Source organism: Flavicella sp., from assembly GCF_037132785.1.
GTDB lineage: Bacteria > Bacteroidota > Bacteroidia > Flavobacteriales > Flavobacteriaceae > Flavicella.
Map to the genome: position 1 here is coordinate 1 of NZ_JBAHZZ010000003.1, position 19,837 is coordinate 19,837.

A 19,837-nucleotide genomic window follows, 5' to 3' on the forward strand; every position below is an offset into this window, starting at 1 on the left:
TTATTTGGAGTAAGTAAAAAAGCTAAGTTTGGACAATCAAAACCAATCAACACGCAAAGTATTCAAAAAGAATGGCGGAAAGTGATAGAACAAAACCAACAAGAAATAAAAGACCTATTTAATTATGGAAAAATAGAAGATTGGGTTGAGTGTAGAACGCTAATGGAAAATGATTTTACTTTTGAAAATGAAATCTATGAGTTATTAATCAACTGGTTAACAAGTATAGATTGGAAAGATGAAAAAGAAGTAAAATCCTTATTTTATTATACTGAAATCGTTTCAAATAGTGATTATAAACCAAATCCTTTAGTCCTTCTCAAATACCACAAACAACTCCAAGAAACATTAAAAAAACTCATAGGGAAATCAGATTTTATAATTATTTCTGGCGTTAATAGTTCTAAATATAGTACGTTAATAGACAATATAATTAAACTATATTTTTACCATACATCACATTCTTGGAAAAATAAAAATCATGTTGAGCAATATGATATAGATAGAACGGAAATGGCAAATTTAATTCCCGAATATATTAAGGCTTATTTAGGAGGCATATCTATTTTGGTGATTTCTGTTTTAAAGTGCAATAGTGCTCCAATTAATACGTATGCTGATTTGGTTTTGTTTTATATGAAAAATGATAAAAGCATAGAGCAATATTGCCCTTTAGCATCCGAGTTATTTAGTAAATACAATGAGCCAAGTGACTTTTTTTATAAGAATGCTTCAAAAATAACAGCATTAGTGTTGAAGAATGATTTATCAGATAAGGAAATTACTTATTTCACGAAAAATGTTTTGCTTAGTCAATTAGGTATTACAAATAAAGAAGATACTATACAGAAGTTGGAAAAACATTTAGAAAAAATAAAAGATAATCCGAAGGTAGCTAAACATATTGTAAATACGTATGAAAAGGATTTGATAGAAACCTCTACAAACTGGCATGAACTATATGCTAAAAAAGAAAACACAGCAATACGTAGGATAGCAGTATCAAAATCCACAGCCCAAAGTGCCAAAATGGTATTAAAATCATACCCAAATAATATAGAAGCCAGAGTATTAAAAAATCTTCTTGAAAAAGCAATTGAATTTAAAAACAAACCAAAAGTTTACAATCTTAACAACAAACCAATAACCATTTTTAAAGATTTACATTTTAAGTTTTTAGTAATTGAAGAACTAATGTATAAGCAAAAAGTATTATTACCTTTTTTTGATTTACATATTTTTGCAAAAGAGTATACCGCAAAAGAGATTGAAACGGATGCGTATGAAGTAATCCCAGAAGTAAAAAAATATTTTAGAAATTTAGAAATTCCAGAAAATTTACTTAAAAAAGTAAAAATATTACATCAAGACAGTGGGCTTGATGGAGGCTCAGAATTTATATACCAAATGTATTCTAATTGGGATCCTGGTGCAGGAGATGAAGTTTTTAAAGTAAGTAATAAAGCTATTTATGATTTAGATTTATTACCAAATTTAAAAGAAATAATTGGTTTGGAAAACAGTAACCCAAGTAACAAACTAAAAAAAACATTGAAAGATAGAAATGTAAAACTTACAAATGAAGAATGATATTTATCAAAAAGCAATCTATCTACATAAGATGAAGTTCATATTAGAGTTCCCAAAAAAATATTAAAAAACACAAATCGAGTTTATACAAAGAATGAAAAGCTTAACTATTAAAACGCAAAAAAAGGCAACCGTTAACAAAAAATATAGTTAATTCTGGCTAATTACTAACTTCAAAGTTTGTTTTGTGCTTATAAAGCAAGTGCTAAATCCGAAGTTATTGTATTTTCATTCAGCACTAACCATATTCAAGTCGGTTGCCCACAATTAAAAAAAATCGATGTCAGAATTAACGATTTGGAGCAATCTTAACGACGCTTCATCTATTCCATATAAAGAAGTAATATTCGCTTCAATAATTTCAATAATACTGGCTTTTATAGCAACTATGATTGAGAATCGAAAAGTTATTAATAGAGTTGCTGGATTTTTGGGGATTTCAGGCAAATTTGGAGATGAGAACCTATTTTCGATGTCTTTAAACTCTAAAGAGGTTTAATATATTTATTTGAGAGATATAAGAAATCAATTGACTTATCACGGATGGGTAAAATCATTTTCCGAAAATGACAATATTTCTGAAATAAGGTTGTGTGATGTGGCTGTTTACAATTATTCAGACTCTAAATATCTCTATGAGGTTGGAGAAATATATTTATCTTTAAACAAAAAAGAAATAATAATCGACTTAGCAAATATAGAAAACGATGGACAAGAAAAGACCGAACAAGAGCAACAACAATAATCAAGGAGAAGCAAAAAGCACTTCCAATAAACCAAAACCGACAGTTAGTAGCGTGAATACTAAACCACCACCATCTCCGAAAAAATAAAGCGAAAGTTATCCCTCAACTTGAACATTGAGCGGAAAATAACTGTGGGCAACAAAGAACTGTGGTAAAAAACAAATAAATTTTGATTAATTCACTTGTAAAGTACTTCTATAATTTTGATCGTAAGGAATTCTAGATTTAGCAATTACAAAGGCTTGTTTCAAGAGCTTATTACAAACCGCTATTAACGCTAACTTTTTACTCTTTCCCTTTTGCTACAATCCTATCATAAAGTGTCTTACAAGCTTGGTTATAGTTTAGCTTTCTATTATGTCGATTTTCCTTAAAATTCATTATTTAAATTAAGCATAATTATAAAATCTAATTTATCTTTGCTTCAAACCCAATAAAAAAAATATATGAGATTTTTTAGATTTTTACTTTTAAATATTGTAGCCCTGCTTTTTGCAACCTCAAATTTAAGTGCACAAGATGGAGGAATGTGGATTCCGTCGTTGGTGAAACAACTTAATATTGATGATATGCAAGATATGGGTCTTAAGTTAACTGCCGATGATTTATATAGCATTAATAATTCGAGTATAAAAGATGCAATCGTACATTTTGGAGGTGGTTGTACTGCAGAAATGATTTCTAATCAAGGATTAATGTTGACAAATCACCATTGTGGATACGGAAAAATTCAGGCACATTCTACATTAGAAAACAATTATCTGAAAGATGGATTTTGGGCTATGAACAAGAATGAAGAACTCTCAAATCCAGGGTTGACAGCAACGTTTATTATTAAAATAGAAGATGTAACAAATGAGATTCTTTTGGGTGTAAATCCAGAAATGACTGAAGTAGATAGAGGAACTCAAATATCAAAAAATATTGTAATTCTGAATTCAATTATCAAAATAGAAAAATATCAAAACCTAAAAGTGAAACCTTTTTTTAATGGTAATCAGTATTTTGCTATTATTACCGAAACTTATAAAGATGTTAGACTGGTAGGGGCACCACCATCAATGATTGGCAAGTTTGGATCAGACACAGATAACTGGATATGGCCACGTCACACGGGAGATTTTTCTCTATTTAGAATTTATGCATCAACAGAAAATAGACCTGCAGAATATTCTGAAGAAAATATTCCTTATAAGCCCAAACACTTTTTACCAATATCTTTAGATGGAGTTCAAGAAGGTGATTTTACGATGGTTTATGGTTTCCCTGGTCGTACACAAGAATATTTACCTTCGGTGGCTATTAAGCAAATCAAAGATGTAATCAACCCAGCAAGAATAGAGATAAGAATCAAAGCTCTTAAGATTGTAGATAAAGAAATGAGAGCCGATGAAGAAATTAATATTCAGTACGCATCTAAATATGCTGGAATTGCTAACTACTGGAAAAAGTGGATAGGAGAAAACAAAGGTCTTGAGGTATCAGGTGCAATTTCTAAAAGGGAAAAGTACGAGGTAGAATTGATGGAAAATATAAATTCAAACCCTATATCAAAAGCAAAATATGGTAATTTACTTTCTGACTTTGATAAGTATTATTCCGAATTCGAAAAGTACAATCTGGCACACAATTATTATAGCGAAATTGTTTATAGAAATGTAGAAATACTAAAAGTTTCTTCGGTACTGTACCGTCTAGTAAATAAATACGAAGAAGCAGGAGATAAAGCAGATGAATATTTTACTACAATGAAACCTGAGATAGATAACTATTTGAAAGGTTTTTATAAGAACTATAATTCTGACGTTGATAAAAAAGTATTTACAACCCTTATTCAAGAATATGTAGAAGGTATTGATAAATCTTTCTTGCCTGAATATTTGGTAGAAGAAATAGACGATTATAATAATAATTATACCAAATTATCTGATAAAGTATTTGCCAAATCAGCGTTGGTAAATGATACAGATATGTTTATGTTATTGTCTAAATCACCATCATCGGCAATTGCTAAAATAAAAAAAGATCCTGCATACAAAATAGGAGTGAGTATGATAAAAGCCTACAATGAAAAGGTAAAACCTAAATACTCAGAGATTAATGCCGAAATTAAAAAATTACAACGTATATATATGGCTGCTCAAATAGAGATGATGCCAAACAAAAAGTTTTATCCTGATGCAAATAGTACTCTAAGGATTACTTGGGGTAAAGTAGATGGATACGAGCCAAAAGATGGTGTATATTATTATCCTAAAACGTACTTGGACGGAATAATGGAAAAATATATACCCGGAGACTATGAGTTTCATGTTCCTGAAAAGTTAAGAAAAATATACGAGGAAAAGGATTTTGGTATTTATGCTGAAAACGGAAAAATACCAGTCGGATTTATTGGAACAAACCACACTACAGGGGGTAATTCTGGTAGCCCTGCATTAGATGCTCATGGTAACCTTATTGGATTAAATTTTGATAGAGTATGGGAAGGAACAATGAGCGACTATAACTATGATGCTAAGATTTGTAGAAATATTATGGTTGATGTAAAGTACATTTTATTCATTATTGATAAGTATGGTGACGCTAAATATCTATTAGATGAAATGAAACTTGTAAGACCAAAAACAACTTTGATAGTTGACTAATTGATTTTATTTTTTTACAAGTCTACATTACTTCAAATTTTTGTAGCTTTATCAGAAAAAATAGACTACCTACAACAACCATTTATTAGTCAACTGGTTTACAGTCTTTTTAATTAGATGGTTGTTATGTATTATGTTGACAATAATTATTTAAACCCATGAGTTCGGACAATATATAATGCTAAATGAATTTCAGATTGGTTGATAATAAATTTGAATTATTTTTTTCTTTAGATGAAATAAATAATATAAGAGCATAGCCTAGTTACGGTTCTATTTTATATTGAAATATAAAGGAAATAGAAACTAATTTAATCAATCATTTTGATGTTTATTTGGTCTAATCACAGTTTTTAAGCAAGTAGATGACACTAATAGAAAAATAAAGAAACAAGGAGCTAATGGAGGTAAATTGAAAGCCAGATGGGGATAATTTAATGACTCTTCACAATAAAAGTATGACTCTTCCATGTGTCTTAAGGCAAATTTTATCAAGTAGATCTCTTCCTTAGTTAAATCACAAAACACCAATCTTTTTCACATAAAAAGAAGTTATTACCAAGACTATTCATATATTAACATTAAATTTGTTCATTCTTTTACAAACTAATTTTACAAATAATATATGCCTAAAATATCAAAAAAAGGAATTTTAACACCCGAGTCACCCATCAGAAAATTGGTTCCTTTTGCTGAGGCTGCGAAAAAGAAAGGAATCCATATTTATCACTTAAATATTGGACAACCAGACATAAAAACACCTAAAGTAGCACTCGACGCAGTTCGTAACAATACCATTGATATTTTAAGTTACTCTTCTTCTGACGGATCTGAAACTTATCGCGAAAAATTAGTTACATACTACGCAAAAAACAACATTCATATTCATAAAGAAAATATTATTGTAACAACTGGTGCTTCTGAAGCTTTATTATTTACAATTGCTTCTATTACGGATCCACATGATGAAATTATAATTCCAGAACCTTTTTACGCAAACTATAATACTTTTGCTATTACTAAAGGAGTAAACGTAATTCCAGTTACTTCTACTATTGAGAATAATTTTGCTTTGCCTAATATTTCTGCTTTTGAAAAGGTTATTACAAACAAAACCAAAGCAATCTTAATTTGTAACCCTGGAAATCCTACAGGTATTGTTTATTCTAAAAAAGACATACAACAACTTAAAAATCTAGCAATAAAACACGATTTATTTTTAATTGCAGATGAAGTATATCGTGAATTTGTATATGACGGAGAAGAACATCATTCGATCTTAAGTGAAACTGGAATCAACCAGCATGCAATTATGATTGACTCTGTCTCAAAAAGGTATAGTATGTGTGGTGCTCGTATCGGTTGTGTTATTTCTAGAAATAAAGATTTTTTGTTTACGGTCATGAAAATGGCACAGTCTAGATTAAGTCCTCCAACCTATGCGCAAATTGCTGCTGAAGCGGCATTAGAAACTCCTCAACATTATTTTACTGAAGTTGTAGAGGAATACACACAAAGAAGAAATATTTTAATAAAGGAACTAAAAAAACTAGACAGAGTTACCGTTTTTACTCCTAAAGGAGCTTTTTATTGTATAGTTCAACTTCCCGTAAATGATACTGATATCTTTGCGCAATGGATGCTGGAAAACTTTTCTGACAAGAACGAAACCATTATGGTAGCACCTGCTAGTGGGTTTTATTCAACAAAAAACATTGGCAAGTCACAAATTAGAATTGCCTACGTACTAAATCAAAAAGACTTAATTCGTTCAGTGGAAATTTTAAAACTTGCTTTACAACAATATCAAGAAGAAAACATCTAATCAACTCTATGCAAATACAACATAATATTTCATTAAAAAACTTCAATACATTTGGAATTGATGTAAATGCTGAAAGTTATGTTTCTGTTAAATCCATCTCTGAGCTACTAGAAATCTTAAAATTAAAAAAAGAAATCTTTATACTAAGTGGTGGTAGTAATTTACTGTTTACTAAAGACATTAATAAACTTGTAATTCACCTTAACACTAAGGGAATTGAAGATCAGGAATTAAATAAAAATGAAGTATTAATCTCTGTTCAAGCAGGTGAAAATTGGCATGATTTTGTTCTTTGGTGTATCTCCAAAAATTATGGTGGTCTTGAAAATTTATCTTTGATTCCTGGAAATGTTGGCTCCTCTCCTATTCAAAATATTGGTGCCTATGGTACAGAAGTAAAAGACACCATTTATAAGGTAAAAACAATTGAAATAAATACGAGTATCAGCAAAACATTTAAAAACTCTGATTGTAATTTTGGGTATAGAAACTCAATTTTTAAAAACGAACTAAAAGGAAAATATATTATTACTGAAGTTGTTTTTAAATTGACAAAAAACAATCATTCCTTAAATTATTCTTACGGTGCTATTCAATTTGAATTGGATTTAAAAAAAATCACGAGTCCTAATTTAAAGGATATCAGTGATGCAGTAATTTTCATTAGAAACACTAAACTCCCCAATCCTAATGAAATTGGAAATTGTGGAAGTTTTTTTAAAAATCCTATAATTTCGATTCAGGACTTTTCCAAATTAAAGAAAAAATATCCAGAAATCCCTTCTTATATCGTTTCAGATAAAGAAGTAAAAATCCCTGCTGGTTGGCTTATAGAACAAAGTGGCTTTAAAGGCAAAAGAATCGGAGAAACGGGCTCTCACAAAAATCAAGCATTGGTATTGGTTAATTATGGAAATGCCACGGGTAAAGAAGTGTATGCACTTGCACAAAACATCCAAAAAACAATTTATGAAAATTTCGGTATGCCACTAGATATCGAAGTAAATGTAATATAAACACATTTACCCATGGAAAAATCACTAATAAAAAAAATAATTATCGTTGGAGGTGGTCCAGCAGGTATGATGGCAGCTTTGGAGCTAAGCAAAAACCATGAAGTACATCTTTACGAAAAAGGAAAGACTCTCGGAAGAAAATTTTTAGTTGCTGGTAAAGGTGGCTTTAACCTAAGTAATAGCTTAACTGGGCAAAATTTAATTTCCAAATATTCACCTACATCTTTTTTCACTCCTATCTTAAATAACTTCGATTCCTGCTCCACTAGAAATTGGCTAAAAGACCTAGGAATAAATACCTTTATTGGATCTAGCGGAAGGATATTCCCTATAAAAGGGATCAAACCTATTGAGGTGTTAAACGCTATAAAAGATAGACTTTTAGAAAAAAACGCAACGATTCATTTTGAACATGAATTCATTGACTTTACCGAAAATGAAATTATTTTTAAAACAATTGATGGTTCCACCACCACCATGATTTTTGACAAATGTATATTTGCACTTGGTGGTGCTTCTTGGTCAGCGACAGGATCCAAGGGAGATTGGCTCCCCGTTTTTGAGAAAATTGGAATTGCTACAAAGCACTTTGAAGCCTCTAATTGTGGCTTAAAAATTGACTTCACCCATAAAGAGATTTTAAAACATATAGGCACACCTCTAAAAAATATACAAGTTTCAATAAATGGAATCACTATAAAAGGTGAAGCTGTTATTAGCAATTATGGACTAGAAGGAAATGCTATTTACCCTATTTCTGCCCTTGTCAGAGAAAATCTTAAAACTAATAATTCCACACAAATAAAAGTAGATCTAAAACCGTTTAATACAGAATTAGACCTTTTAGATAAGATCACAGCTACCACATTACCTAAAAACTACAGTTACCTATTCAAACTAAACAAAACACAGATAGCTCTTATAAAGTCATTTACAGACAAAGAAACTTATCTAAACCCCATTTCTTTCGTTAAATCAATTAAAAACCTCTATATACCAATCACAAACTTACAACCAATGGAAGAGGCTATTTCAACCATAGGAGGTATTTCTATGACAGAACTTAATCCTAATCTTAGCCTAAAAAAAATCCCCAACGTATATATCGCTGGGGAAATGTTTGATTGGGACACCATTACTGGTGGCTTTTTATTACAAGGCTGTTTTTCTACCGCCTATCATATTTCTCAAAATATTATAAATACATCAAATTAAATAACCAATGTTATGATTAAATTTCTTGGTTTTTTTTATAAATTTGCATACAAAAAAAATAGTATTACCAAAAAACATAATGAAAACCACAATACCAAATCAGGATCATTCAACTGAACCACTGCGAAAATAAAAAACATTCCTGCAAGTATCGTATTGATTATTTTATTACTTTCAATTTAATTATCTCCTAAAATCAAAGGCATTCCATCTTTTCCTGAACCAATTATAACCACTTTAGAATTTGATGATTTTGCCAATTCAACTGTCGCTTGAATTCCCTTTTCTTTTAAAATATTAGATGTTAAAGATGCATTTAAAATTTTGTTTGCAGAAGCTTTTCCTTCCGCTTCAATTTTTTGTCTCTCAGCTTCTTTTTCAGCTTTTTGAATTGTAAACTCATATTCTAAAAACTCTTGCTCTTGTTTCAATTTATTTTCAATAGCCATTTTAATTGTAGGAGGCAAAGTTACATCACGTACCAATACTTCGTTCAATTGAACAAATTGCTCATCTAAAATAATCTTTGTTTCTACAAATATTTCGTCTTGGATAGCATCTCGTTCACTAGAATAAATTTGCTCAGGTGTATATCTTCCTACAACACTTCTGGCAGCAGATCTAATTGAAGGTTTGATAACTCTATCTAAGTAATTTTGACCTTTTTTCTGATGCAATAAGCCTAATTGATCAACATCAGGTTGATACCAAGCACTTAATTCCAATACTATATCCAATCCATTAGAAGACAAAACCTTCATTTTTTCCAAAAGCTCTTGCTGGCGAACTTCATATATAACAACTTTATTCCAAGGAGCAATAAAATGAAACCCCTCTCCTAGCGCTGGTTCATCAGTAACAACACCACCTGCAAAAGTTTTATACAAAACACCTGCTTTTCCAGAGTCTATTGTAATTGTTGATTTCGAAAAAAATATAACCGCTAAAACTGCTATTATAATAAAAACTGCTCCCCCTTTAGGAAAACGAATATCTAACTGACCGTTACTCATAATTATTGTATTTTTAAATTAAAAGTAAATTTACAACTTGAATATTAATTAATTCATAACTTCAAAAGAAGTTTTATTTATTTTTACTTTTTTTCTCAAACGCGTGAAATTTTCTTCTCCAAGAATAAAACAACAACCTGCAAACTCACAATCATATCTTAACTATACGTCATAAATAACAGACTCATCAATTTTCTCTTCACTGTACAGTGTAATAGATAAATTGTCAAATTTTGGCAACCTCCATCTGGACAAAAATAAGAAATGGTAAACATATCAATATTCACCATTATTTTTTCTTTTAAATTCAAAAGATATATTTTTAATTCGCTGTATTCAACTCATAAACGTATACAAGAAAATAATATTCCCTTGAGCTGCTGGTTTTTTTTCTCCTTTGATTTCAATAGTAACTCCTAAAACTGCTTTTGAAGTTCCTCTCAAGTTCACTATAGATTTCAATGAAGCAACCAATCTAATTTCACTATCAACTAATACAGGCTTAATAAACTTAAAATTTTCAATCCCATAGTTAACCATCATTTTGTTATTTCTAACCTCAACTATCTGCCCCCATAAATACGGCAACAAAGACAATGTTAAATACCCGTGTGCAATAGTTGTATTAAATGGACTTTCTTTTTGCGCTCTTTCTTGATCCAAATGAATCCATTGATGATCTAAAGTAGCATCTGCAAATTGTGCAATTTGTGATTGAGGAATTTTTATATATTCCGAAGCACCAATTACTTTTCCTTCGAAAGCTTTATACTCGTCAAAACTATTGATTATTACTACACTCATTGTTTATACACTATTTTTAATTAATAATAAATATTTAAAACCACTTTGCTAGTAGGCAATATAGTCAAACTTTTTACATTTATAAGCATTCCTATAAATTCTCCTTTTTTATATGTCTGCGTAATTTCAGCTATAAAGTTCACGAATTTTCAGAATTATTTCATGACATTTATTAGGTAATTCCCTGATAAACAACACTTATTATTCAATTAAGTTTAATGGGACTTATTTACAAAAAAGAAAGCTACTGAATATAAAAACAGTAGCTTTCTTTTTTGTAAGTGATCGTCTTAAGCAGTAATCATACCTCCATCAACATTTAAAGTTTGCCCAGTTATATAAGCAGACATATCTGATGCTAAAAACACACATGCGTTCGCAACATCTTCAGGAGAACCCCCTCTCTTTAATGGAATAGCTTTTCTCCATCCATCAACAACTTTTTCATCTAATTTTGCTGTCATTTCAGTTTCAATAAATCCTGGAGCAATTGAATTACACCGGATATTACGAGACCCTAATTCTAAGGCTACCGATTTAGTAAACCCTAACATTCCTGCTTTAGAGGCTGCATAGTTCGTTTGTCCGGCATTTCCTTGAACTCCTACAACAGAACTCATATTAATAATAGAACCTGATCTTTGTTTCATCATCGGGCGAATTACAGCTTTCGTTAAATTGAAAACAGATTTTAAATTCACTTCAATAACAGTGTCAAAATCTTCTTCACTAATACGCATCAACAAATTATCTTTTGTAATTCCCGCATTATTAATTAAAACATCAATCGTTCCAAATTCTTTCAAAACCTCTACAGCCAATTCCTGAGCTGCGTCAAACTTAGCAGCATTAGATTGGTAACCTTTTGCTTTTACACCTAATTCTTCTAGTTCTTTTTCTAAAGCCACAGCCGCCTCTACAGAAGAGCTATAAGTAAAAGCTACATTTGCACCTTGTTTAGCGAAGGTAATCGCAATTTCTTTTCCAATTCCTCTAGTAGCACCAGTAATTATTGCCGTCTTATTTTCAAGAAGTTTCATTTTCAATATTTTTTAATTTGCAAGCAAATATACTTAAACCAATACAATTCAGAATAAAAATGATCCTAAAAACCAACTCGATTACCTCAATAACCAAACTAACAAGACTTTATGCAAAAAAAACGATCTATACCTTACAAAAGATACAGATCGATTAGGTGATTTAAAACCTATGTTGTTTCAAAACACTTGCAACCATTTCTCCTATTTTTGCAGGAGAATCAACTACATGAATTCCATTTTCTCTTAAAATTGCCATTTTAGCTTGTGCTGTATCTTCTGCTCCACCTACAATAGCTCCAGCATGCCCCATTGTTCTACCAGCAGGGGCTGTTTGCCCAGCGATAAAACCAATAACTGGCTTTCTATTTCCATCAGCTTTAATCCATTTAGCAGCATCTGCTTCTAACTGACCTCCAATTTCACCAATCATAACAATTGCTTCTGTTTCATCGTCATTCATAAACATCTCTACAGCTTCTTTTGTTGTAGTTCCAATAATAGGATCTCCTCCAATTCCAATTGCAGTAGTAATACCAAAGCCTTGTTTTACAACCTGATCAGCAGCTTCGTATGTTAATGTTCCTGATTTAGAAACAATACCCACATTTCCTTTTTTGAAAATAAATCCAGGCATAATTCCAACTTTCGCTTCATCAGGAGTAATTACTCCTGGGCAGTTAGGTCCAATCAAACGAGATTCTTTTCCTTCTAAATATGCTTTTACTTTTACCATATCAGCAGTAGGAATACCTTCTGTAATACAAATAATCACTTTGACTCCAGCATCAGCAGCTTCCATTATCGCATCTGCCCCAAATGCAGGTGGTACAAAAATTAAAGTTGTGTCTGCTCCTGCTTGTTGAACAGCATCTGCAACTGTATTAAACACGGGTTTTCCCAAGTGAACTTGCCCTCCTTTTCCTGGAGTTACCCCTCCAACAACGTTGGTCCCATAATCAATCATTTGACCAGCATGGAAAGTACCTTCCTTACCAGTAAATCCTTGAACAATAATTTTTGAATCTTTATTTACTAAAACGCTCATAATAGAAGTTTTGTTTATGTTTTTTTTATTTTGTAGTAAACAAAAGTATCGATATTTTCTAAAAGAACTACATGTCAAAGCAAGTTTTAATATTTCCTAATTTCTAACACCTTTAATTCTCTTTATTCTTTATTTATCGCTTACATATTTTGGTTTTATCAAAAAAAAACTATCTTTGATATAATGAACATTAAAATCTATCGTCATCCTTTTATCAAAATCTCCATATTCCGATAAACACTCGTTTTAACAAAAGTTTAGAACTAATAACAATTGACTATTAATTATAATATTATTTTTAATTCCTATCATCTAGACTTTCTCATATGTTCAATTCCGACCTTTGGAACGAAATTTTTCAAAGTATAAATAAAAATAAATTAAGGAGTGCCTTGTCAGGTTTCACCATCTTATTTGCTATCCTAATATTTACGCTGCTATCGGGTATTTCAAACGGTCTTCAAAACACCTTCTCTGAACTTTTCTCTAATGATAACAGTAACACAATTTACATTAGATCTGGTAAAACCTCAAAACCTTATAAAGGAAATCAAACAGGAAAAAAAATAAATTTTTCTAATAAGGATTTTGATTTTGCTAAAAAACAATACGATAACCAAATTGAATATATTACTGCTAGACTCTACAAAAATTTCAACTGTTCTTATAAAGGAAATAAAAACAGTTATAGTATACGGGCAGTACACCCTGACCATCAATTTATTGAAAGTACAAACGTTACTTATGGTAGATATTTAAACAACAATGATATTATTACAAAGCAAAAATATATTGTAATCGGTAAACTCGTCGTTAAGGATTTGTTTGGCAATACTGACCCAATTGGTAAATATGTTATTATGCAGGGAATTTCTTTTTTAGTGATAGGTACTTTTGAAGATGACGGAGGAGACAACGAAGAAAGAATCATATATATGCCTGTAAGCACAGCACAAAGCATATTCTCTAACAAAGAATACATCGATGAAATTCGACTTACTTATGATAAAAGCATGAATTTCAATCAAACTGTTGCTTTGACAAATAGAATCACTGAGGATTTTAAAGAGAGATTTTCTGTGGCTCCAGATGACCAAAGAGCCATTCGTACTAGAAATTATGCCGAAACAAGAAAACAAACAAGTCAAATGTCGTTCGTAATTGGGTTGTTGGTTATATTTATCGGCTTTGGAAGTCTTGTTGCAGGTATCGTTGGAATCAGTAATATTATGGTTTATATTGTTAAAGAACGAACCAAGGAACTTGGAATTAGGAAAGTTTTAGGAGCAAAACCAAAATCTATTATTTCGCTTATTTTAATAGAATGTATCGTTATTACCTCTATCGCGGGTTATGTTGGTATGCTACTAGGAATCGGAACACTTTCTTTGATAGGTAACAAACTAAACGATTATTTTATTACTGACCCAAGTGTAAGCACAAGTATGATTATATCAGCTATGATTACCCTAATTATTGCAGGATGCATTGCAGGGTATTTACCGGCAAGAAAAGCTGCAAAAATAAAGCCTATAGTAGCCCTTAGAAACGATTAAAACACTGTAAACGAACAATGAAATTTTTATTTGAATCTGATACCTGGCAAGAAATTTACGAAAGCATTCGTAAAAACAAATTGCGAACTCTTGTTACCATTATTGGTGTTACATGGGGTATATTTTTGCTAGTTACCTTATTAGGATGTGCTAAGGGAATGGAAAATTCGTTTAACAGGTTATTTGGTGATTTTGCCACCAATAGTGTTTTTGTATGGGGTCAAAGTACAAGTATTCCGTTCAAAGGTTTTCAAGATAACAGACGTATCAGAATAAAATTAAATCATGTTGAGAAAATAAAAAATGAAATACCCGGAATAGATTTTGTTGTACCTAGATATGAACGAACTGGTACATTAACCCGGAATTTTGAATCTGCCGATTATACTGTTTTCGGAGATTACCCCCAATTAAACAAAGTACAAAAGAAAAATTTAAGTTTTGGGAGATTTATCAATCATCAAGACATCGATAAGAAAAGAAAGGTTGTTGTTATCTCAGAAGAAGTTTTTAAACAATTATTTAAAAAAGAAGAAGAAGGAGTTGGACAGAATCTTCAGATAAACGAGATCAGTTTTAAAGTGATTGGAATTTTTAAAGCTGGTCAATTTGACAGAGAAGACAGTGTACATATTCCTTTTTCTTGTTTTCAACAACTTTATAACGTAGGAGACAATGTTGGTTGGCTAATGATTACTGGCCTAGCGAATGCTGATATTAATCAAATTGAAAAAGACACAAAATTACTGCTTAAAAACCTTTGTAAAGTACACCCCGATGATCCAAGGGCTTTTGGAGGTTTTAATTTTGGAAAAGAGTACTCCAAAATGACAGGTTTCTTAAAAGGTATGCAATTTTTAACTTGGTTTGTTGGAATCGCAACTTTAATTGCAGGTGTATTTGCCATTGGAAATATCTTATTGATTACGGTAACGGAAAGAACCAAAGAAATAGGAATCAGAAGAGCATTAGGAGCTACACCTATTATGATCAAACGACAAATTATCTTAGAGGCTTTATCTCTTTCTCTGATCGCAGGTACATTAGGAATTATTTGTGGTGGCTTGGTATTAATATTTATTGACAGTGAATTTGGGCAAGGAGATGAAGCAGTCTTAGTAAACCCATCAGTTTCCATTCCTATAGTAATATTTGCTGTGATCTGCTTAGCTGTTTTAGGCACATTAATAGGAATGATTCCTGCGAACCGAGCAACAAAAATAAAACCAATAGAAGCCTTAAGCGATGAATAACATAAAACAAAATTGTAAATGATTAAAATCGAGAATTTACACAAATCCTACCCTGTAGGAAACGACTTTTTACATGTCTTAAAAGGGCTAAATCTTCATATAAGAGAAGGAGAATTTATTTCTATCATGGGAGCTTCAGGTTCAGGAAAATCGACTTTGCTAAACATCCTAGGTCTTTTAGACAGCCATGACGAAGGCAAATACACGTTAAACCAAGAGGAAATAAAAAATCTTAACGAGAAAAAAGGCGCTATTCTCAGAAATAAATTTATCGGGTTTGTATTTCAATCTTTTAATTTGATTTCCTACAAAACGGCTTTGGAAAATGTTGAACTTCCTCTTTATTACAAAGGAATAAAAAAAAAAGAGCGTCAACAAATAGCTCTTGAATACTTAGATAACGTTGGTCTAAAAGACTGGGCCAAACATCTACCAAATGAATTGTCAGGTGGGCAAAAACAACGTGTTGCAATAGCCAGAGCCTTAGTTACAAAACCCAAAATAATCCTTGCAGATGAGCCAACAGGAGCCTTAGACTCCACTACTTCAGAATCGGTTATGGAAATTCTTAAAAACATCAACGCAGAAGGAATGACAATTGTAGTTATTACACATGAAGAAGACATCGCAAGACAAACAGATAGATTGGTTCGTTTAAAAGACGGTATTATCGTTAGTGACGAATTAATGCATACTAAAATAAAATCCTAATAAACATGAAAAAAGCACTTAAAATTTTAATAGTAATCATAATCCTAGGACTTTTAGGCTGGGTACTTTGGTTCTTTAAAGAAAACAATAGTAAATCTGCTGTTTTATACAAAACAAACACTGCGTTTATCACAACTATCGAAAAAAAATCTGTTGCTACTGGAAAAATCACTCCTGAAGACGAAACAAACATCAAACCTCAAATTTCTGGGATCATTGCTGAAATACTTGTGGAGGAAGGAAATTTTGTAAAAGCAGGAGATTTATTAGCCAGAATAAAAATCATCCCTGATGAAAAATCTTTAAACTCTGCCCAAGGTAGAGTTAAAATTGCCGAATTAAATCTAGGTAATATAAAAAGAGATTACAATAGAAATAAAAAACTACTTGACAAAGGTGTTATTGCTATTCAAAATTTTAATTCTATCGAATTAGACTACAACCAAGCAGTTCAAGAACTTGAAAATGCTCACAGTGATTATAAAATTATCAAAGTAGGATCTGCTAACTCTTCCACGTCAGCGAATACAAATATAAGATCTACCGTAACGGGAACAATTCTAGAAATACCTGTAAAGGTAGGACATCAAGTTATTGAGAGTAATAACTTTAATGAAGGTACTACTATTGCTTCTATTGCTGATTTGAATAAAATGATTTTTGAAGGAAACGTAGACGAAGCTGAAGTTGGAAAATTAAAAGAAGGTACACTTCTCGATGTAAAAATAGGAGCCATAGAAGGAGTTATATACAAAGCAAGATTAAACTTTGTAGCTCCAAAAGGAACAGAAGACGAGGGGGCAGTATTGTTTAAAATAAAGGCAGCTTTAACTCTTAACGACTCTACCTATGTAAGAGCTGGATATAGTGCCAACGCCGAATTGATTTTAGATAAAAGAATAGATATTTTAGCCGTAAAGGAATCATTAATTCAGTACGACAGAAAAACTGAAAAACCTTTTCTGGAAATTGAAACTGGAGAACAGGTTTTTGAGAAAAGAGATGTGAAATTAGGTATTTCAGACGGAATCAATGTGGAAATTTTATCTGGAATCAATGAAACAGATAAAATTAAAGTTTGGAACAAAGCCTCAAAAGAAGACAATAATAAATAATACAATCATGAAAAAACTACTATTTATAGGGATTTCTCTTTGTTGTTTTACAACTTTCGCCCAAAAGGTTTGGTCACTAAAAGATTGTGTCAACTACGCCATAGAAAATAATATTTCTATAAAACAATCTGCTTTAAATTTAGAAACGGCAGAAATTAGCAGAAGAGGAGCAATAGGCAACTTTTTACCCAATTTAAATTCAAGTTTGGCTCATTCTTGGAATACAGGTTTAAACCCTGACCCTTCTACAAACTTAAATGTAACATCAACAACACAGACATCTAGTTTAGGTATCAGTTCAAATATTACACTTTATGATGGACTAAGAAACATTAGGCAACTACACAGATCAAATCTTGATATTCTAGCCAATCAATACGAACTAGAAGACATGAAAGACAATATCTCTTTAAATATTATCAATGCCTATTTACAAGTTGCCTTTAACAAAGAATCCTTAACAACTGTCAAAAGGCAATACGTAATAAACCAAGCTGAGCTTGAAAGAAGTACTCAACTCCAAGAAGCGGGTGTCATCCCTAAAGGAGATTTACTAGAACTAGAAGCTACGCTTGCAAATCAAGAACAGATAATAATAAGCTCATCGAACCTAGTTAGAATTTCTAAAATTAATTTAGCTAATATATTGACTATTGTAGATTATAATTCATTCAATATTACGGACACTATTGCTGTCACTTCCTCTAGCATTCTAGAAAAATCAGCTGAACAAATATACAATAAGGCACTAGAGACTAGAAATGATATTAAAAACTTTGAAATTGCGGTTGAAATGAGCAAAGATGATCTTAAATTATCTAAGGGAGTGTATCATCCAACCCTATCCGCAGGCTATTCATTCAATACAAGTTATTTTCAATCTGAATTATACCAATCTCCTGAATTTAGCGATCAAATACATGACAGAACCTCACATTCATTTGGACTTAATTTGAGCATTCCTGTATTCAATAGATTGACAAATAGTAACAACGTAAGACAATCAAAAATCAACTTAAAAAAGAACACATTAGCTCTTGAACAAACAAAAATAGACCTAAAAAGCAAAGTCAATCAAAGTTATACTGATGTAGTTTCAGCCTATGCCGTATTTCAAGCTTCAGAAAAGGCCTTACTTGCAAGAAAAGAATCTTTTCGCTATTCAAAAGAAAAATTTGATTTAGGTTTGATGAATTCTTTTGATTATAGCTTGGCAAGACTGAGTTTCGAAAATGCAGAAAACGATGTTATCAAATCCAAATATGACTACTTTTTTAAAGCAAGAGTCCTTGAGTTTTATTTTGGAATTTCACTTCGTTAATTTTGAAACAAAAAACTGAAGACTATCACCTAAAACAAATAGAACCAAATAGAAATTGTTTGTTTGCTTTGCGTGATATTATTTTAAATTACGGTAACTTTATTTCTGAGGAATGGAAATATGGACTCCTCTCCTTTTATTTCAAAAAGAAACCCTTTTTTATATATGGAAAGATTAAAAAACGAATTTAATGCGTCATTTAAATATTAAAATGGTATGAATTGTAGAGGTACATCTTTTTTGTTTAAAATTCAAAAACATACTTCAATTTCCCTTTTCTAATCACCTACCCCCATTGACAATCCAGTTTTTCTATGATGTGGAAAATGACAATATATAGACTTCTAAGAAAACTTGTTTTGTTTGCGGTAAGTTTTTTGTTTAATTTTAGTCCTGTATATCTGAGTTTTATACAAAAAAATAAAAGAGAACTAAATGAAAATACTTCATACACCTGATTGGCATTTAGGACATAGACTGCACGAACAATATTAGTTAGAAGAACAACTCTTATTTTTAAGTTGAATTAAAAATTATTGAGTTACACGCTTATCGTCTGTTTTATTTTATTTTGATAAATAGGTTTAGCAATTACCATTCTATTTATTGTTTTGTGAAAGATACTGGATTTAAACTGTGATCGATTGATTCTAAAACAAAATTCATCAAAATAAGCTTGTATATGCCATTTACTTACATGAGTTGGTATTGCTCTTAGCCAAGATTTAACTTGCATGATTATAACATGTAATTGCTTGTATTCAAGGTTGTAACGCAACAGATTGTTAATTTTATAGGTTCAATCAATTACTCAAATATACGCGTTTATTTTGTTTTTTAAAAGGCGGCATTATTGAAATAGAATAACTCTCATTCTTCGAGTTCTTTCCAGTTGAACAAGCCCTAATAATATCATCATTTTTTTTTATGATTTAA

Annotated in this window: 15 protein-coding genes and 3 pseudogenes; 12 read left to right on the top strand and 6 right to left on the bottom strand. The window is 31.1% G+C overall.

All coding sequences use genetic code 11. From position 1 onward, the window contains the following. The 3 genes and pseudogenes from V5787_RS00125 to V5787_RS00135 form a co-directional block, all read left to right on the top strand. Positions 1-1,590, top strand: a pseudogene (locus tag V5787_RS00125) (hypothetical protein); the annotation flags it as partial. A gap of 280 nt (positions 1,591-1,870) precedes the next feature. Continuing rightward, a complete protein-coding gene (locus tag V5787_RS00130) occupies positions 1,871-2,089 on the top strand; it encodes a hypothetical protein (RefSeq protein WP_336891264.1) in 219 nt (72 codons plus the stop codon). Positions 2,090-2,098: 9 nt separating this feature from the next. Then, positions 2,099-2,335, top strand: a complete 237-nt coding sequence (locus V5787_RS00135; RefSeq protein ID WP_336891265.1) for a hypothetical protein — start codon at positions 2,099-2,101, stop codon at positions 2,333-2,335. 174 nt (positions 2,336-2,509) lie between these two features. On the opposite strand, the pseudogene V5787_RS00140 reads toward V5787_RS00135, so the two are convergent. Then, positions 2,510-2,678: pseudogene (locus V5787_RS00140) on the bottom strand (IS110 family transposase); the annotation flags it as partial. A 104-nt stretch (positions 2,679-2,782) separates the two neighbouring features. Between V5787_RS00140 and V5787_RS00145 the strand changes: the two are divergent. The 4 genes from V5787_RS00145 to V5787_RS00160 all read left to right on the top strand — a co-directional run bounded on the left by V5787_RS00145 (position 2,783) and on the right by V5787_RS00160 (position 9,040). Beyond that, positions 2,783-4,984, top strand: a complete 2,202-nt coding sequence (locus V5787_RS00145) for a S46 family peptidase (RefSeq protein ID WP_336891266.1) — start codon at positions 2,783-2,785, stop codon at positions 4,982-4,984. A 625-nt stretch (positions 4,985-5,609) separates the two neighbouring features. Further along, positions 5,610-6,809, top strand: a complete 1,200-nt coding sequence (locus tag V5787_RS00150) for a pyridoxal phosphate-dependent aminotransferase (RefSeq protein ID WP_336891267.1) — start codon at positions 5,610-5,612, stop codon at positions 6,807-6,809. Positions 6,810-6,817: 8 nt separating this feature from the next. Further along, positions 6,818-7,825 (top strand): UDP-N-acetylmuramate dehydrogenase, encoded by a 1,008-nt coding sequence (murB, locus tag V5787_RS00155; RefSeq protein WP_336891268.1) that lies wholly within the window; start codon positions 6,818-6,820, stop codon positions 7,823-7,825. Between the two features lie 12 nt (positions 7,826-7,837). Next, positions 7,838-9,040 (top strand): TIGR03862 family flavoprotein, encoded by a 1,203-nt coding sequence (locus V5787_RS00160; protein ID WP_336891269.1) that lies wholly within the window; start codon positions 7,838-7,840, stop codon positions 9,038-9,040. 179 nt (positions 9,041-9,219) lie between these two features. Here V5787_RS00160 and V5787_RS00165 read toward each other — a convergent pair whose 3' ends face one another. The 4 genes from V5787_RS00165 to sucD form a co-directional block, all read right to left on the bottom strand. Beyond that, on the bottom strand, positions 9,220-10,053 hold the full coding sequence (locus V5787_RS00165; protein WP_336891270.1) for a prohibitin family protein: 834 nt from the start codon (positions 10,051-10,053) through the stop codon (positions 9,220-9,222). Between the two features lie 336 nt (positions 10,054-10,389). Continuing rightward, positions 10,390-10,857, bottom strand: a complete 468-nt coding sequence (locus tag V5787_RS00170; protein WP_336891271.1) for a MaoC family dehydratase — start codon at positions 10,855-10,857, stop codon at positions 10,390-10,392. Positions 10,858-11,147: 290 nt separating this feature from the next. Continuing rightward, entirely contained in the window at positions 11,148-11,897 is a 750-nt protein-coding gene (fabG, locus tag V5787_RS00175) for a 3-oxoacyl-[acyl-carrier-protein] reductase (RefSeq protein ID WP_336891272.1), read from the bottom strand. Positions 11,898-12,060: 163 nt separating this feature from the next. After that, positions 12,061-12,945: a succinate--CoA ligase subunit alpha gene (gene sucD / locus V5787_RS00180; RefSeq protein WP_336891273.1), complete on the bottom strand. Its 885-nt coding sequence runs from the start codon at positions 12,943-12,945 to the stop codon at positions 12,061-12,063. A gap of 326 nt (positions 12,946-13,271) precedes the next feature. On the opposite strand from sucD, the gene V5787_RS00185 reads away from it, so the two are divergent. Genes V5787_RS00185 through V5787_RS00205 form a run of 5 tightly spaced genes read left to right on the top strand, consistent with a single transcriptional unit; the run spans position 13,272 to position 18,901 of the window. Next, positions 13,272-14,501, top strand: a complete 1,230-nt coding sequence (locus tag V5787_RS00185; protein ID WP_336891274.1) for an ABC transporter permease — start codon at positions 13,272-13,274, stop codon at positions 14,499-14,501. Between the two features lie 17 nt (positions 14,502-14,518). Further along, entirely contained in the window at positions 14,519-15,754 is a 1,236-nt protein-coding gene (locus V5787_RS00190) for an ABC transporter permease (protein WP_336891275.1), read from the top strand. Between the two features lie 18 nt (positions 15,755-15,772). Continuing rightward, positions 15,773-16,465, top strand: coding sequence for an ABC transporter ATP-binding protein (locus tag V5787_RS00195; RefSeq protein WP_336891276.1), 693 nt, complete (start codon positions 15,773-15,775; stop codon positions 16,463-16,465). A 5-nt stretch (positions 16,466-16,470) separates the two neighbouring features. Further along, positions 16,471-17,580, top strand: coding sequence for an efflux RND transporter periplasmic adaptor subunit (locus V5787_RS00200; RefSeq protein WP_336891277.1), 1,110 nt, complete (start codon positions 16,471-16,473; stop codon positions 17,578-17,580). Positions 17,581-17,587: 7 nt separating this feature from the next. After that, entirely contained in the window at positions 17,588-18,901 is a 1,314-nt protein-coding gene (locus tag V5787_RS00205) for a TolC family protein (protein ID WP_336891278.1), read from the top strand. 541 nt (positions 18,902-19,442) lie between these two features. On the opposite strand, the pseudogene V5787_RS00210 reads toward V5787_RS00205, so the two are convergent. Beyond that, a pseudogene (locus V5787_RS00210) lies at positions 19,443-19,661 on the bottom strand (IS1595 family transposase); the annotation flags it as partial. Positions 19,662-19,837: the final 176 nt, after the last annotated feature.

Excerpts from the sequence above, each read along its gene's own strand:
- V5787_RS00130 (WP_336891264.1), top strand. The coding sequence starts at position 1,871 with ATGTCAGAATTAACGATTTGGAGCAATCTTAACGACGCTTCATCTATT.
- V5787_RS00145 (WP_336891266.1), top strand. The coding sequence starts at position 2,783 with ATGAGATTTTTTAGATTTTTACTTTTAAATATTGTAGCCCTGCTTTTT.
- V5787_RS00150 (WP_336891267.1), top strand. The coding sequence starts at position 5,610 with ATGCCTAAAATATCAAAAAAAGGAATTTTAACACCCGAGTCACCCATC.
- murB (WP_336891268.1), top strand. The coding sequence starts at position 6,818 with ATGCAAATACAACATAATATTTCATTAAAAAACTTCAATACATTTGGA.
- V5787_RS00160 (WP_336891269.1), top strand. The coding sequence starts at position 7,838 with ATGGAAAAATCACTAATAAAAAAAATAATTATCGTTGGAGGTGGTCCA.
- V5787_RS00165 (WP_336891270.1), bottom strand. The coding sequence starts at position 10,053 with ATGAGTAACGGTCAGTTAGATATTCGTTTTCCTAAAGGGGGAGCAGTT.
- V5787_RS00170 (WP_336891271.1), bottom strand. The coding sequence starts at position 10,857 with ATGAGTGTAGTAATAATCAATAGTTTTGACGAGTATAAAGCTTTCGAA.
- fabG (WP_336891272.1), bottom strand. The coding sequence starts at position 11,897 with ATGAAACTTCTTGAAAATAAGACGGCAATAATTACTGGTGCTACTAGA.
- sucD (WP_336891273.1), bottom strand. The coding sequence starts at position 12,945 with ATGAGCGTTTTAGTAAATAAAGATTCAAAAATTATTGTTCAAGGATTT.
- V5787_RS00185 (WP_336891274.1), top strand. The coding sequence starts at position 13,272 with ATGTTCAATTCCGACCTTTGGAACGAAATTTTTCAAAGTATAAATAAA.
- V5787_RS00190 (WP_336891275.1), top strand. The coding sequence starts at position 14,519 with ATGAAATTTTTATTTGAATCTGATACCTGGCAAGAAATTTACGAAAGC.
- V5787_RS00195 (WP_336891276.1), top strand. The coding sequence starts at position 15,773 with ATGATTAAAATCGAGAATTTACACAAATCCTACCCTGTAGGAAACGAC.
- V5787_RS00200 (WP_336891277.1), top strand. The coding sequence starts at position 16,471 with ATGAAAAAAGCACTTAAAATTTTAATAGTAATCATAATCCTAGGACTT.
- V5787_RS00205 (WP_336891278.1), top strand. The coding sequence starts at position 17,588 with ATGAAAAAACTACTATTTATAGGGATTTCTCTTTGTTGTTTTACAACT.